Here is a 13,686-nt window from a genome sequence, read left to right as displayed (position 1 = left end):
CAGGCGCCGCCGGTCCAGGCCGCGCCGGCGCCCGTCCAGGCACCGCCCGTGCAGCCCGCGCCGGTGCAGGCCCCGCCGCCCGCGGCCGCGCCGGCCCGTCCGGTGCAGTCGGTGGCCCCGGAGGACGACATCCCGGAGGCGGACGACCCGGACCTCAAGGAGGACGTGTTCTCCGGCCAGGAGCTGATCATCCGCGAGCTGGGGGCGACGGTGCTGGAGGAGATCCACCACCAGGGCTCCTGAGCCGTCCCCGGCCGCCCGGCCCCGGGTCCATGGCCCCGACCGCCCGGCCCCGTCCCTGAGCCGTCCCCGGTTCGGGCCCCGGTTCGGGGCCCGGAGCGGCGGGCAGCACGTAGGCTCGGCGGTGACGAACGAAGCACCGCAAGACAGCCGTGACAGCAAGGAGACAGCCGTGTTCCCCGGTGGTGGCCAGCCCAACATGCAGCAGCTGCTGAAGCAGGCGCAGAAGATGCAGCAGGACTTCGCGAAGGCCCAGCAGGAGCTGGCCGAGACGAAGGTGAACGGTTCGGCGGGCGGCGGCCTGGTCGAGGCGACGGTGACCGGCGCCGGTGAGCTGGTGGCGCTGACCATCGCCCCGGCGGCCGTGGACCCGGAGGACACCGAGACGCTGGCCGACCTGATCCTGGCGGCCGTCCGGGACGCCAACCAGACCGCGCAGAAGATGCAGGCCGAGCGCATGGGCCCGCTGACCCAGGGCCTGGGCGGCGGCATCCCCGGCCTGCCGTTCTAACGTCGGCCCCACGTTCCAGAAGGTCTGAAGTTCAGACGACAGACCCATGTGATTTATGTGGGAGTCGGGCGTCGGGCGCTGTGTCCGACGCCCGATTCGTTGGATGATGGCACCGGAGCACCACCGGCCATCCGGCCACCATCCGGCCACCGGCGGCCATCCGGCCGTCACCGGCCACCAGCGGTCACCCGGCCACCAGCGGTCATTCGGCCACCAGCGGTCATTCGGTCGTCACCGGCCGAACAGCACCACCGACCACCCGAGGGAAGGCGCGACGTTGTACGAGGGTGTGGTTCAGGACCTGATCGACGAACTGGGCAGGCTGCCCGGCGTCGGGCCCAAGAGCGCCCAGCGGATCGCCTTCCACGTGTTGCAGGCCGACCCGACCGATGTTCGTCGGCTGGCGCACGCGCTGCTGGAGGTCAAGGACAAGGTCCGCTTCTGCGCGGTCTGCGGCAACGTCGCGGAGGCCGAGCAGTGCCGGGTCTGCCTGGACCCGCGCCGCGACCTCGCCGTCATCTGCGTGGTCGAGGAGCCCAAGGACGTCGTCGCCATCGAGCGCACCCGTGAGTTCCGCGGCCGCTACCACGTGCTGGGCGGCGCAATCAGCCCCATCGAGGGCGTCGGCCCGGACGACCTGCGCATCCGCGAGCTGCTGTCGCGCCTCGCGGACGGCACGGTCACCGAGCTGATCCTGGCCACCGACCCCAACCTGGAGGGGGAGGCGACCGCCACCTACCTGGCCCGGCTCTGCAAGCCGATGGGCCTGAAGGTGACCCGTCTGGCGAGCGGCCTGCCCGTCGGCGGGGATCTGGAGTACGCGGACGAGGTCACCCTCGGCCGCGCCTTCGAAGGGAGACGACTGCTCGATGTCTGACCGGACGATCAACCAGCAGCCCCACACCCCCCACCAGCAGTCCCACGGGGAACCGGGGGCGCACGCCCCGCACACCCACGGTCACGGCTCGGAGCCGGACGACTTCGCCGTGCAGATCGCCGACTCGGTGGAGAGCTTCGTGCTCGCCGTCACCGAGGTCGCCAAGGGCGACGAGCCCGGCAGCGCGGTCTCGCTGCTGCTCCTGGAGGTCTCGCAGCTGCTGCTGGCCGGCGGCCGGCTGGGTGCGATCGAGGACGTCGTCCCGGAGGACCGCTTCGAGCCCGACGCCGGTCCCGAGCCGGACGGCGAGCAGTTGCGCGAGCGCCTCGCCGAGCTGCTCGCGCCGATCGACGTCTACCACGAGGTCTTCGACCCGTACGGCCCGCCGGAGAAGCCCAACGCGTTCCGGATCTCGGACGACCTGGCCGGCGTGGTCAGCGAGCTCCAGCACGGCCTGACCCACTACCGCGAGGGCCGGGTCAGCGAGGCGCTGTGGTGGTGGCAGTTCTCGTACCTCTCCAACTGGGGCACGACCTGCACGGCGGTGCTGCGGGCCCTGCAGTCGCTGATCGCCCACGTCCGGCTGGACAGCCCGATCGGCGCGGTGCCCGACGGCGCGGACACGGATGACGACGGGCTCACCGACGAGCAGCTGGAGCAGCAGGCGGGCGACCTGATGGCGGCCGAGCTCGGGCTCGGGCACTAGACGGCCTGGGGCGGCCTTGGGGCGGCCTGCGGCGCGCAGCTCACGGCGCGGGACGCGGGACGAGGGACGTGGCAGGCGGTACGTGGCAGGCGGTGTTCCGCGACGGCCCCTCGGATTGTGACGCATGCCTCAGCGGGCCGGCCGGAAAAGAAATCCGGCCGGATCTCCGTCCCCCGGTCCGCCGATTCTTCGGAGCCGTACCGAATCGCCCGCAGACCTGACGGCGGAGTCGCCCGCACCGCCGTTCACGTGCTGAAACTACCGTCTCACGATATGGAAAGCGCCGGTCGGAGCACCCCTGCTCGGTAGACTGACGACGACCGCACCCCCCTCTCCCCAGGGGGGTACGGGGGCCCCAGCCCCCGGAAAAGACTTCGAGTCGAGGAGCGCACGTGGGCCTTGTCGTGCAGAAGTACGGCGGCTCATCCGTTGCCGATGCCGAAGGCATCAAGCGCGTGGCCCGCCGAATCGTTGACGCCAAGAAGGCCGGCCATGAGGTCGTCGTCGTGGTGTCCGCGATGGGCGACACGACGGACGAGCTCATCGAACTCGCGGAGCAGGTGTCGCCGCTGCCTGCCGGCCGTGAGTTCGACATGCTGCTGACCGCTGGAGAGCGCATCTCCATGGCGCTGCTGGCCATGGCGATCAAGTCCCTGGGGCACGAGGCGCAGTCCTTCACGGGCAGCCAGGCCGGTGTCATCACCGACTCCGTCCACAACAAGGCGCGCATCATCGACGTGACGCCCGGCCGCATCCGCACCGCCCTGGACGAGGGCAACATCGCGATCGTGGCCGGTTTCCAGGGCGTCTCCCAGACCAGCAAGGACATCACCACGCTGGGCCGGGGCGGCTCGGACACCACCGCCGTGGCGCTCGCCGCCGCGCTCAGGGCCGAGGTCTGCGAGATCTACACCGACGTGGACGGCGTGTTCACCGCCGACCCGCGCGTGGTGAAGAAGGCCCGCAAGATCGACTGGATCGCCTACGAGGACATGCTGGAGCTGGCCTCGTCGGGTTCCAAGGTGCTGCTCGATCGGTGCGTCGAGTACGCCCGTCGCTACAACATCCCGATTCACGTACGCTCGTCCTTCTCGGGTCTTCCCGGGACGATCGTCAGCAACGACAACCCGAACAAGCCCGAAGGGGGCGAGATGGAGCAGGCCATCATCTCCGGAGTCGCCCACGACACCTCCGAGGCCAAGGTCACCGTCGTCGGCGTGCCCGACAAGCCGGGTGAGGCGGCGCGCATCTTCCGCGCCATCGCCGATGCCGAGGTCAACATCGACATGGTGGTGCAGAACGTCTCCGCCGCGTCGACCGGCCTGACCGACATCTCCTTCACCTTGCCCAAGACCGAGGGCCAGAAGGCCATCGACGCGCTGGGACGGGTCAAGGACGGCATCGGCTACGAGTCGCTGCGCTACGACGACGCGATCGGCAAGATCTCGCTGGTCGGTGCCGGCATGCGCTCCAACCCGGGCGTCACGGCGACCTTCTTCGAGGCGCTGTCCGCCGCGGGCGTCAACATCGAGCTGATCTCCACCTCGGAGATCCGCATCTCGGTGGTCACCCGCGCCGACGACGTCCCGGAGGCCGTCCGCGCCGTGCACACGGCCTTCGGCCTGGACAGCGAGAGCGACGAGGCCGTCGTCTACGGCGGCACCGGGCGATGACCCCCACGCGGAGCGGGGGCGCCCGGCTCCGCCGGGTCGCCCGGCTCGGCCGGAGCACCGGGTCCGTCCGGGGAACCGGGTCCTTCCGGGGCGCCGGGCGATGACCCGGCGCCCGAACCTCGCCGTCGTCGGCGCCACCGGCGCGGTCGGCGAGGTGCTGCTCGGGCTGCTCTCCCTCCGCCACGACGTCTGGGGCGAGATCCGACTCGTCGCCTCCCCGCGCTCGGCCGGCCGAAAGTCGGTGGTGCGCGGGGAGGCCGTCGAGGTCGTTCCGCTGGCCGAGGAGGCCTTCGCGGGCATCGACGTGGCGGTGTTCGCCGTCCCCGACCCGGTCGCGGCGCAGTGGGCGCCGATCGCGGCGGCCAAGGGCGTCGTGGTGATCGACGACTCGGCCGTCTTCCGCACCACCGAGGACGTGCCGCTGGTCGTCCCCGAGGTCAACGCGGCCGCGCTGCGGATCCGACCGCGCGGCATCGTCGCCAGTCCGGCCGGCACCACCCTCGCGATGATCGCCGCGGTCGGTGCGCTGCACGCCGAGTACGGGCTGGCGCAGCTCGTGGTCGCCTCCTACCAGGCCGCCGACGGCGAGGGCCGCGACGGCGAGGCGGCGCTGCGCGCGCAGACCGGGCTGGTGGCGGGCACCGCCGTCGGCCGGCAGACCGGCGACCTGCGCGCGCTGATCGCCGATCAGGGGCCGTTCGCCGCCCCGCTCGCGCTCAACGCGGTGCCCTGGACCGGCGGGCTGCGCGAGGGCGGCTGGTCCGCCGAGGAGATGGGCATTCGCGACGAGTCCCGCAAGGTCCTCGGCCTGCCCGCCCTGAAGGTCTCGGCGACCTGCGTCCACATCCCGGTCGTCCGCACCCACGCGCTGGCCGTGCACGCGCGGTTCGAGCGTGAGGTCACCCAGGAGCACGCGCAGGACATCCTGCGGGACGCGCCCGGGGTGGTGCTCTACGACGATCCGGCGGCGGGCGAGTTCCCCACGCCGAACGACGTGGTCGGGACGGACCCGGTCTGGGTCGGGAGGGTCCGGCGGGCGCTGGACGAGCCCGACGCGCTGGACCTCTTCCTGTGCGGGGACAACCTGCGCAAGGGCGCGGCGCTCAACCTGGTGCAGCTGGCCGAGCTGGTGGCGGCGGAGCTGACGGCGGGTGAGCCGTCGGACGCGGCGCTGGACGAGGCGTCGGACGAGGCGTCGGACGGGGTGTCGGGCGCGGTGCCGGACGACACATCGGACGACACGTCGGACGCCGCGTCGGATGTTCCGGGGACGCGGGAGCCGGAGGAGTAGGGCCGCCGGGGGCCCTCGCGCGTTCCGAAGTGCCCGCTGTGTCCACAGGTGTGTCCATACCTGTGTCCGCTCCTCGACACAATCCGTCCGGAATCCCGTGGGAATCCCCTGGAGGCCTCTTCCGCCGATGCGGAAGAATGGGCCCCGGGCCGGGCAACCATGACAGGGGATCGAGTGTCCAACGTGCGTGGCGAACGTGATGGTGGGGGCAAGGGCGGGCATCCCGGCGAGAGCCGCTGTGCCCTTCCCGTCGCGCGCCCCGTGGCCTGCGAGTAGGCCGGAAGTAGACCAGATGACGGCGGCCGCACACGGTGCGGCGGACTCCGGCGCCGGTACCGACGCGGGTACCAGCGAGGACCTGCTCACCGAGACCTACCAGGCGCACTACCGCTCGTTGCTGCGGCTCGCGGCACTGCTCCTGGACGACCTCTCGACCTGCGAGGACGTCGTCCAGGAGGCGTTCATCCGGGTGCACGCCGCCCGGCGCCGGGTGCGCGAGCCCGAGAAGACCCTGGCCTACCTGCGGCAGACGGTCGTCAACCTGTCCCGCTCCACGCTGCGCCGCCGCATCCTCGGGCTGCGACTGCTGCCGAAGCCCATGCCTGACATGGCCAGTGCAGAAGAAGGTGCCTACGATGCCCTGGAGCGCGACCAGTTGAAGGCCGCGCTGCGGGGTCTGCAACGCCGTCAGCGGGAGGTTCTGGTGCTGCGCTACTTCGTGGACATGACGGAGGCGCAGGTCGCCGAGACCCTGGGCATCTCGCTCGGCTCGGTGAAGGCCTACGGCTCCCGCGGACTCGCCGCCCTCCGCGTCCAGATGGAGGCCGGACATGGCTGAGGCGGACGAAGGCCGTCGGCGGCCGGTCGACGGGACGCCCGAGGCGCCCGGGACACCCGGGACGCCCGAGGCGCCCGGGACACCCGGGACACCCGAGATGCCCGGGACGCCTGGGACGCACACGCCCGGTCCGAAGGCGCCGCGTGAGGTCCCGGAGCTCCTGGACCTGTCCGCCGAGGAACGCGCGGTGCGCGAACTGCTGCACGGCGCCGTCTCCGGCATCCAGCCCGCGGTCGGCGGGCTGCCGCGGATCCGGCGGGCCGTGCCCCGCCGCCGGGCCGCCCGGCGCGGTGCCTGGACCGGGGCGGCCGCACTCGCCTTCGTCGTCGCGATCGGCCTGCCCGTCCTGCACGAGGGGGAGCACCTCGGGCTCTCCGGCGGTCCCGGCTCGGCCGACGCCAAGAGCCCGGCCGCCGCGTCCCCCAGCGGCGGTGCGGGTACCGCTGGCGGCACCGGCGGGGTCACGCAGGCGGACCCGGGCGGCACCGGCTCGGCCACGGCGTCGAGCGGTACGGCCACGGCCCCGCACACCCCCGGCGGCGGGCTGACGCACACGGACGGAGGCCTCGCGCCCACCGGGACCTCCGGGGCCGGCGACGGCGGCATCGTCCCGCTCTGCACCCGGACGGACCTCGGCGACGGCGTCGCGCAGATCGGCACGGCCGACGGCGACGGGCGGATCTACGGCTCGTTCACCGTCTACAACGTGTCCGCGCGCAGCTGCCGGCTCGGCGGGCCGGGCTCGGTGGCGGTCACCGCCGTCAGCGGCGGCGACCGCGGCCGCATCCGCACCGCCGACCACGTGCCGGGCGATCCGGTGGCCGGCCTGCCCGCGATGGACGGGGAGCCGCCGGTGCTCGCGCCGCGGGCCGCGTACCGGGTGCCGTTCGCCTGGGTCCCCGACCGGACCTGTACCGGCTCCAACAGCCTGACCACCCCGTCGAACGGCACTCACCAGGTGGCCCTGCGCTCGGACGTCCCGGCCGTCGAGCCCGGTGCCCCGGAATCCGTCCCCTCCGGTGAGTCCAGCGCCAACCCGCCGGCCTCCTCGTCGCCGTCGGCGGGCCCCACCACGGCTCCCAGCCCGACCCCGACCCCGAGCGGCGGCCCGACCTCGGCACCGTCCAGCGTGACCATCGCCCACACCCCCGCCCCCGGCAGTCCGGCGGCCGCCACGGCGACCCTGCCCGTGGCGTGCGGCGGCACCGTCTACCGCGGCGGCGTCCAGGGCCCCGGCGGCCCGGCGCCGCAGCCGTCGGGCTCGCCGACGGCGGGGTGACCGCGGGCAGCGGCGGAGAGCCGGCCACGGGCGCCGACGGACGAACCATCGGCCGCCGGGTCGGGGCCCGGGGGCCGGACGGGTGTGAGGAGTGGTTACCGTGGGGGTGTGTACCGGTTCCTCCTGACTTCGCGCTGGCTCGGCGGCACCGTCGTGGCCGTGGCGGCCGTGGCGGTGTGCCTGTTCATGGGCTCCTGGCAGCTCGGCCGGTTCGAGGACCGGGTGTCCACGCACAAGGAGACCAAGCAGGCGGTCACCGCTTCGAGTGACGCCCGGCCGATCGACGCGCTGCTCAACCAGGCGACGCCGCAGGTGAGCACGGAGACCGTCGGCAAGGCCGTCACGGTGACCGGCACCTACGACACCGAGCACCAACTGCTCGTCCCCAACCGGGTGGTGGACGGCAAGCAGGGGCACTACGTGCTCACCCCGCTGCGCACCGCCGACGGGCACGCCGTCGCCGTGGTGCGCGGCTGGGCGGCCGGGGACCCGGCCGCCGCCGGGCCGCCGCCGGGCGGAGAGGTGACGGTGACCGGGCGCCTGCAGGCCAACGAGGCCGTGGGCAGCAACGGCGCGGTGGCGGGCGGTCTGCCCGCCGGGCAGCTCGGCATGATCAACCGGGCGTCGCTGCTGAACGTGCTGGAGTACGACGGCTGGTACGACGGCTGGGTGGCCGCCGACGACGCGCCCGCCGGGCTGGCCTCCGTCCCGACCGTGCAGCCGCAGGGCGGGGACGGGCTCACCCTGCGCGCGTTCCAGAACCTGGGCTACACCCTGGAGTGGTTCGTCTTCGCCGGGTTCGTGGTCTTCATGTGGTTCCGCCTGGTGCGCCGCGAGGCGGAGGCGGAGCAGGACCGGGCCCTCGGGCTGGACCCGGTCCTGGACTGACGCTCCGGAGCGGCCCCGGGCTTCAGCGCTTGGCCGACGGGGCCACCGGCACGGGCACCGCCGGCTTCGGCGGCGCGGTCGGCTGGGGCGCGGCCGGGGTCCCGGTGGGCGCCAGGGGCGGCGTCCACGTGCTGGTGGGCGTCGGGGTCGGACCGCTGTGGCAGTTGCGGCCGCTTCCGTTCCCGTTCCCGTTGCCGTTGCCGTTGTTCGAGTTGTAGTTGTCGATGTGGTGGTGCACGCTGCGCCCGGTCTTGGAACCCTTGGAGCCCGAACTCTTCGAACCGGACGAGCCGCCCTTGCCACCGCCCCCCTTGGCGAGCTGGACCGGCTCGTCCCCGTCGGCCGACGCGTACACCGCCCGCAGGACGGTCGTCCCCGCGAACCCGCTGCCCGGTGCGCTCGCCTTGGTCGCGCTCGCCTTGGTCGCGCTCGCCTTGGTCGCGGGCGGCGCGGTGGCGGGCGGCGCGGTGGCGGGCGGTGTCGCGCCGACGGGCGGCGCGGTGGGCACGGTCGGCGCGGCGGAGCCCGTGGGCACGACGGCCGAGGGGCTCGGCGTCGGCGGCCCGGCCGGCGGCGGGCAGGAGGCGTTGTTCTGCTGCGATCCCGAGCAGCCGGCGAGCACCAGGGCCCCGGCCACCGTCGCCCCCGCGAGCATCAGCAGACGTCTCACGCCGTACCCCCGGCACCGCTCGCGCCGGCCTCCGCCGGTGCCGCGCCCAGGTGCCGCCGGACGAAGTCGATCTCCAGCCGCAGCTGCTTGATCCGCTCCTCCACCACCAGCGACCCGTGCCCGGCGTCGTAGCGGTACACCTCGTGCGACTTGCCGAGCTGCTCCAGCCGCTCGACGTAGTTGTCGATCTGCCGGATCGGGCAGCGCGGGTCGTTGACCCCAGCGCTGATGTACACCGGCACCCGCACCTCCTCGACGTAGGTCAGCGGCGAGGAGGCGGTGAAGCGCTCCGGCACCTCCTCCGGGGTGCCGCCGAAGAGCGTGCGGTCCAGCGACTTGAGCGCCTCCATCTCGTCGGCGTACGCGGTGTGGTAGTCCGCGACCGGCACGGCGGCGACACCGAGGGCCCAGCTGTCCGGCTGGACGCCGAGGCCGAGCAGGGTCAGGTAGCCGCCCCAGCTGCCGCCGGTGAGCACCAGCCGGTCCGGGTCGGCGAGGCCGCTGTCGACGGCCCAGGCGCGGACCGCCGCGATGTCCTCCAGCTCGATCAGGCCGACCCGCTCGTGCAGCGCGTCCGTCCAGGCCTGGCCGTAGCCGGTCGAGCCGCGGTAGTTGACCCGGACCACCGCGAAGCCGTGGTCCAGCCAGGCGGCCGGACCGGCGGCGAAGGAGTCGCTGTCGTGGTAGGTCGGGCCGCCGTGGATCTCGAACACGGTCGGGTACGGGCCCTGCGCGGCCGTCGTCGGCCGCTGCACCAGGGCGTGCACCCGCCCGCCGGGCCCGTCCACCCAGACGTCCTCGACCGGAACCGACCCGGGCGGCACCGAACCGGGTGCCCGCAGCACGACCGTTCCGGCGGTGGAGCGGACGGCGGACGGCTCGGCGGCGGAGGACCACAGGTACTCGACGGTGCCGTCCGGGCGGGCGGTGGCGCCGCCGACGGTGCCGCGCGGGGTGTCCAGGCGGGTCAGCCGGCCGTCGGCGAGCCCGTACGAGAACAGCTCGCTGCGCGCCTCGTACTCGTGCTCCACCAGCAGCTCACCGGCGCCGGGGCGCCACTGCGCGGAGACGTCGCCGGGCAGTTCGCGGCCCTGCTCGTCGCGCAGCGGGAGCGCGGTCTCGACACCCGTGGCGACGTCCCAGATCATCGGCTCCCAGCGGCCGGTGCGCTGGTGGGCGACCAGCAGCCGGGTGTCGCCCTCGACCGGGGCGAAGCCCAGGCAGGCGACGCCGCGCGGCTCCTCCCGGCCGGTGGCCTCGTCCAGCTCGGCGACGGTCTCGACGCCGCCGTCCCCGGTGATGCGGACGACCCGGATCGCGGAGTGCATCGCGTCGCCGTGCTCGGTGTGGTCGATGGCGAGCAGCGTGCCGTCGTGACTGAGGTCGCCGACGCCGCCGTACTCCTCGTGCCGGTAGATCTCGACCGGCTCGGCGCTGCCGGGCAGGCGCAGGTGCAGCGTGGTGCCGTCCTCGTCGGTGGAGCGGCCGACGACCACGGTGCCGTCGCGGCCGAGGGCCAGGCCGGCCGAGTAGGAGGCGGCGAGGCCGGGCACGGCCTCCTCGTCGGGACCGCCCCCGAACGGCTGGCGGCGCCAGACGCCGAACTCGTCACCGTCGTGGTCGTCGAACCACCAGACCCATGCGCCGTCGGGGGACAGCTCGGCGTCGGTGGTGCCGTTCGGACGGTCGGTCACCTGACGGTGGGCGCCGGTGGCGCGGTCCCAGGCGTAGACCTCGTAGGTGCCGGTCGCGTTGGACACGTACAGCGCCCGGTCGGGGGCGTCCTCGGCCCAGTCGGGCAGGGACACCCGGGCCGCCCTGAACCGCTGCTCCCACGCCGGTACGGCGCTCTTCTCCTCGCTCATCCGACCATCCAACCCGATCGGGGGGAGAGAAGGGAACGGGCGGGCGGGCTTCGGGCCGCTCGCCCTGCCCGGCGCCTGGGGCGTGCGGGCTCGGCCCCGGCAGGCGGGGCCGCGCCGGGGGCCGTGCCGGGGCCGCGCAGAGGCCGGGGCGGGGCCGCGCCGGGATCAGCCCCTGTGCGGCGTTCCGTGCGGCAGGAACCGGACCAGGCCCACGAGCAGCAACTCCAGCGCCGCCAGGGCGAGGACGCTGTGGCCGAAGGCGGCGGTCGGGTCGCCGGCGCCGTAGTGGACCAGGCCGATCAGCGCGATCCCGAGCGCCCCGCCGACCTGCTGCACGGTGGACACCACCCCGGCCGCGGAGCCGGCCAGCCGCGGTTCGACGCCCGCCAGGACCACCGAGGTCACCGGGGCGATCACCAGGCCCATGCCGAGGCCGTCCACGAACAGCCCGGGGGCCAGCCACCAGACGCCGCCGGTCGCGACCGGCTGCTCGCCGAGCGCCGCGGCGGCCACGGCGGCGCCGCCGCGTACGAGCGCGCCGCCCGGCTCACCCCGGACCGTGACGGCGCCACCCGCCGGCTCGTCCTGGCCGCCGAATCCGCCACCGAGGAAGGCGAGTTGGCGCACGCCGAGGCGCTCGCCGACGAGGCCTCCGGCCGTACCGACAACGTCCTGGCGCACGCACTGCTCGACCAGGCCCGGGCCACCGCGCACTTCTGGCGCGGCGCGTACCCGACCGCCCACCGGCTGCTGCTCGACGCCGCCGGCACCGACATCGACCCGACCCACGCCGCCAGGATGCTGCTCCAGGCCTTCCACGCCGCCTGGTACGCGGGCGAGGAGCCGGTGGCCGCCGTCCTGGACCGCCTGGCGGTCCTGCGGCTCACCGCCGACGACCCCCTCGCCCCGCTCGCCCGCCACCTGCCCGCGGCCGTCCTGCCCGCGCTCGGCCGGCCCGCCGGGCCGCTGCCGCCCGTCCGGGATGCCGTCGAGGCCGCCCGCCGGGCCGGCGCCGAGAGCCCGGTCGACCTGGTCCAGCTGTGCTGCGCCACCCTGGTCCTCGGGCGCGACGAGGAGACCGTCGAACTGATCGCCGAGGCCCGCGCCAAGGGCACTGTCGGCGTGATGCCCACCCTGCAGTTCTTCCTGGCCGAGGCCGAACTCTTCCACGGCCGGCACCGCGACGCCGAGCTCACCGCCACCGAGGGCCTCGGCCTCGCCCGGGACACCGGCCAGCACCAGTGGGTCAGCCAACTCACCGCGCTGCTCACCTGCGTGGCCGCGATCGACGGCCGCGCCGACCGCTGCGCCGAACTCGCCGCGACCGCCCTCGCCACCACCGGCCCACAGACCGCCGCCCCCGCGGCCGGCCTGGCCCGAGATGGTCCCCTTCCTCGCCTTCGATGCCGAGATCCGCAAGATCATCTGCACCACCAACGCCATCGAGAGCCTCAACTCCCGCTACCGCAGAGCCGCCGGCGCCTGCGGCCACTTCCCCAACGACCAGGCCGCCCTCAAACGGCTCTACCTGGCCACCCTCGCCCTCGACCCCACCGGACGCGGCCGACAACGCTGGAGCAACCGCTGGATGGCCGCCCTCAACGCCTTCGACAACGCCTTCGACGGACGCCTGTCAGCCGGACGGGCGTAGGCCACCCAGCCCACACCCTCCAGGAAGATCAACACCTAGACCAACCGGGTGCCGTACACCTAGATCGTGATAGTCCCGCCGGAGATCTCGGCAGGGCCCTCAGAGCGTTCGCTATTCGTCGATGTCCGGAGAGTGCTTCCAACCTTCGGAGTAGTGATCCCGGTGGTAGGCCAGGTGAGCCCGGTCCACTTGATGACCGCGTGCCTCTCGAAGCTTCCCGATCTCCGCACCCGTGGCGCGGTCCGTGATGGTCAGATCCTGCGAGATCGCCAGCGTGCCGAAGTCGAACAGCGTGTGGTGGTTGGGGCACAGGCAGAGCACATTGCCAGCGACGTCGGGCCCGTTGTGCGGCTGCCCCAGCCCTCGGATGTGAGCCGCTTCTGCGTAAGCACCGGTGGGCGTGCGAAGCCGCTCGCCGCACACCTGGCAGGCGAAATCGTGCGCCCGCTTCACGAAGTTCGCCACCCGGATGCTGCGAACGATCCGCGTGACCTTGGCTTCGAGCCGCGTGGGAGTGTTGCGGCCGGCCGGTTCCTGCAACATCGGCTCCTGGCGAGCCGGTACGTAGCCGGAGAGACTCACGAGGCGGTAGCGCCAGATCCGGAAGCCGGATCGACCGACATCGTGCCAAGAGTCTTCGACCCGGAAGAGTCCGTCATAGCGGTAACTGGGGTTGGCGGAGCGCTTGGAAGCGTGTCGCACTGCACGGACCACACGTACCGGTGAGTCGATGGTCTGGCTGGTGACCAGGGCGGCGTTGCCAAGGGTGAGCTCTTGGTCCCGCACCTGCCGCTGCGTTTCCGGGTCGCGTCCGCCCTGCCCGGTGTAGACGATGACGTCGCCGTGGTCCTCGTCGTCCTCGTAGCCGCCGGAGACGACGATGGACTCGGCCCCGAACTCTGCCGTTCCACAGATGCCGGCCTGCAAAGGCCGGTGCACCTTGGCAGCTGCCAGCTCCCGTCGGCTGGCGAAGGAGCGCCCGACTTCTATCCCCGGGACCTCTCCGTAGCCATCGAAGTCGATGGGTGTGGTGGTGAGGACTTCTTCCTGCAAAGTTCGGACCTCTCGACGTCAGAGGATCGATGGACTCATCGATGCACTAGGAGCTGAGCTTCGTAGCGCAAACGCTCACACGCACCGCACGGTTCCACGTTCTGTGGCGCCGCCTGCCGCGACGAGGCCATCAGGCGAACTGGC

Annotated in this window: 12 protein-coding genes and 2 pseudogenes; 10 read left to right on the top strand and 4 right to left on the bottom strand. The window is 73.4% G+C overall.

Going from position 1 to position 13,686, the window contains the following annotated elements; genetic code table 11:
• The 9 genes and pseudogenes from ABZ449_RS19920 to ABZ449_RS19880 form a co-directional block, all read left to right on the top strand.
• A pseudogene (locus ABZ449_RS19920) lies at positions 1-243 on the top strand (DNA polymerase III subunit gamma and tau); the annotation flags it as partial.
• Positions 244-412: 169 nt separating this feature from the next.
• On the top strand, positions 413-751 hold the full coding sequence (locus ABZ449_RS19915; protein ID WP_359905653.1) for a YbaB/EbfC family nucleoid-associated protein: 339 nt from the start codon (positions 413-415) through the stop codon (positions 749-751).
• Positions 752-1,028: 277 nt separating this feature from the next.
• On the top strand, positions 1,029-1,628 hold the full coding sequence (gene recR / locus ABZ449_RS19910; RefSeq protein ID WP_218198914.1) for a recombination mediator RecR: 600 nt from the start codon (positions 1,029-1,031) through the stop codon (positions 1,626-1,628).
• Complete coding sequence (locus ABZ449_RS19905; RefSeq protein ID WP_360347345.1) at positions 1,621-2,334, top strand: DUF5063 domain-containing protein; 714 nt, start codon at positions 1,621-1,623, stop codon at positions 2,332-2,334. The genes recR and ABZ449_RS19905 overlap by 8 nt, the downstream gene beginning before the upstream one ends.
• 392 nt (positions 2,335-2,726) lie before the next feature.
• The gene (locus tag ABZ449_RS19900; RefSeq protein WP_360347343.1) at positions 2,727-4,007 is read left to right on the top strand and encodes an aspartate kinase; all 1,281 of its coding nucleotides are present in this window, start codon (positions 2,727-2,729) and stop codon (positions 4,005-4,007) included.
• 100 nt (positions 4,008-4,107) lie between these two features.
• Entirely contained in the window at positions 4,108-5,298 is a 1,191-nt protein-coding gene (locus ABZ449_RS19895; RefSeq protein ID WP_360347341.1) for an aspartate-semialdehyde dehydrogenase, read from the top strand.
• Positions 5,299-5,590: 292 nt separating this feature from the next.
• On the top strand, positions 5,591-6,136 hold the full coding sequence (locus ABZ449_RS19890) for a SigE family RNA polymerase sigma factor (protein ID WP_360347339.1): 546 nt from the start codon (positions 5,591-5,593) through the stop codon (positions 6,134-6,136).
• The gene (locus ABZ449_RS19885; RefSeq protein WP_360347337.1) at positions 6,129-7,415 is read left to right on the top strand and encodes a hypothetical protein; all 1,287 of its coding nucleotides are present in this window, start codon (positions 6,129-6,131) and stop codon (positions 7,413-7,415) included. The genes ABZ449_RS19890 and ABZ449_RS19885 overlap by 8 nt, the downstream gene beginning before the upstream one ends.
• A gap of 108 nt (positions 7,416-7,523) precedes the next feature.
• Positions 7,524-8,303, top strand: a complete 780-nt coding sequence (locus ABZ449_RS19880) for an SURF1 family protein (RefSeq protein ID WP_360347335.1) — start codon at positions 7,524-7,526, stop codon at positions 8,301-8,303.
• Between the two features lie 22 nt (positions 8,304-8,325).
• On the opposite strand, the gene ABZ449_RS19875 is transcribed toward ABZ449_RS19880, so the two are convergent.
• The 3 genes from ABZ449_RS19875 to ABZ449_RS19865 form a co-directional block, all read right to left on the bottom strand.
• The gene (locus ABZ449_RS19875) at positions 8,326-8,973 is read right to left on the bottom strand and encodes a hypothetical protein (protein WP_360347333.1); all 648 of its coding nucleotides are present in this window, start codon (positions 8,971-8,973) and stop codon (positions 8,326-8,328) included.
• The gene (locus ABZ449_RS19870) at positions 8,970-10,838 is read right to left on the bottom strand and encodes a prolyl oligopeptidase family serine peptidase (protein WP_360347331.1); all 1,869 of its coding nucleotides are present in this window, start codon (positions 10,836-10,838) and stop codon (positions 8,970-8,972) included. The genes ABZ449_RS19875 and ABZ449_RS19870 overlap by 4 nt, the downstream gene beginning before the upstream one ends.
• A 165-nt stretch (positions 10,839-11,003) precedes the next feature.
• Positions 11,004-12,092: a hypothetical protein gene (locus ABZ449_RS19865; protein WP_360347329.1), complete on the bottom strand. Its 1,089-nt coding sequence runs from the start codon at positions 12,090-12,092 to the stop codon at positions 11,004-11,006.
• 115 nt (positions 12,093-12,207) lie between these two features.
• Between ABZ449_RS19865 and ABZ449_RS19860 the strand changes: the two are divergent.
• Positions 12,208-12,489 (top strand): annotated as a pseudogene (locus ABZ449_RS19860) (transposase); the annotation flags it as partial.
• Between the two features lie 111 nt (positions 12,490-12,600).
• Here ABZ449_RS19860 and ABZ449_RS19855 read toward each other — a convergent pair.
• A complete protein-coding gene (locus ABZ449_RS19855) occupies positions 12,601-13,542 on the bottom strand; it encodes a YDG/SRA domain-containing protein (RefSeq protein WP_360347327.1) in 942 nt (313 codons plus the stop codon).
• Positions 13,543-13,686: the final 144 nt, after the last annotated feature.

Source organism: Kitasatospora sp. NPDC005856 (assembly GCF_040629945.1).
In the GTDB taxonomy this organism is placed as follows: domain Bacteria; phylum Actinomycetota; class Actinomycetes; order Streptomycetales; family Streptomycetaceae; genus Kitasatospora.
This window is presented reverse-complemented; position numbering and strand designations above follow the sequence as displayed.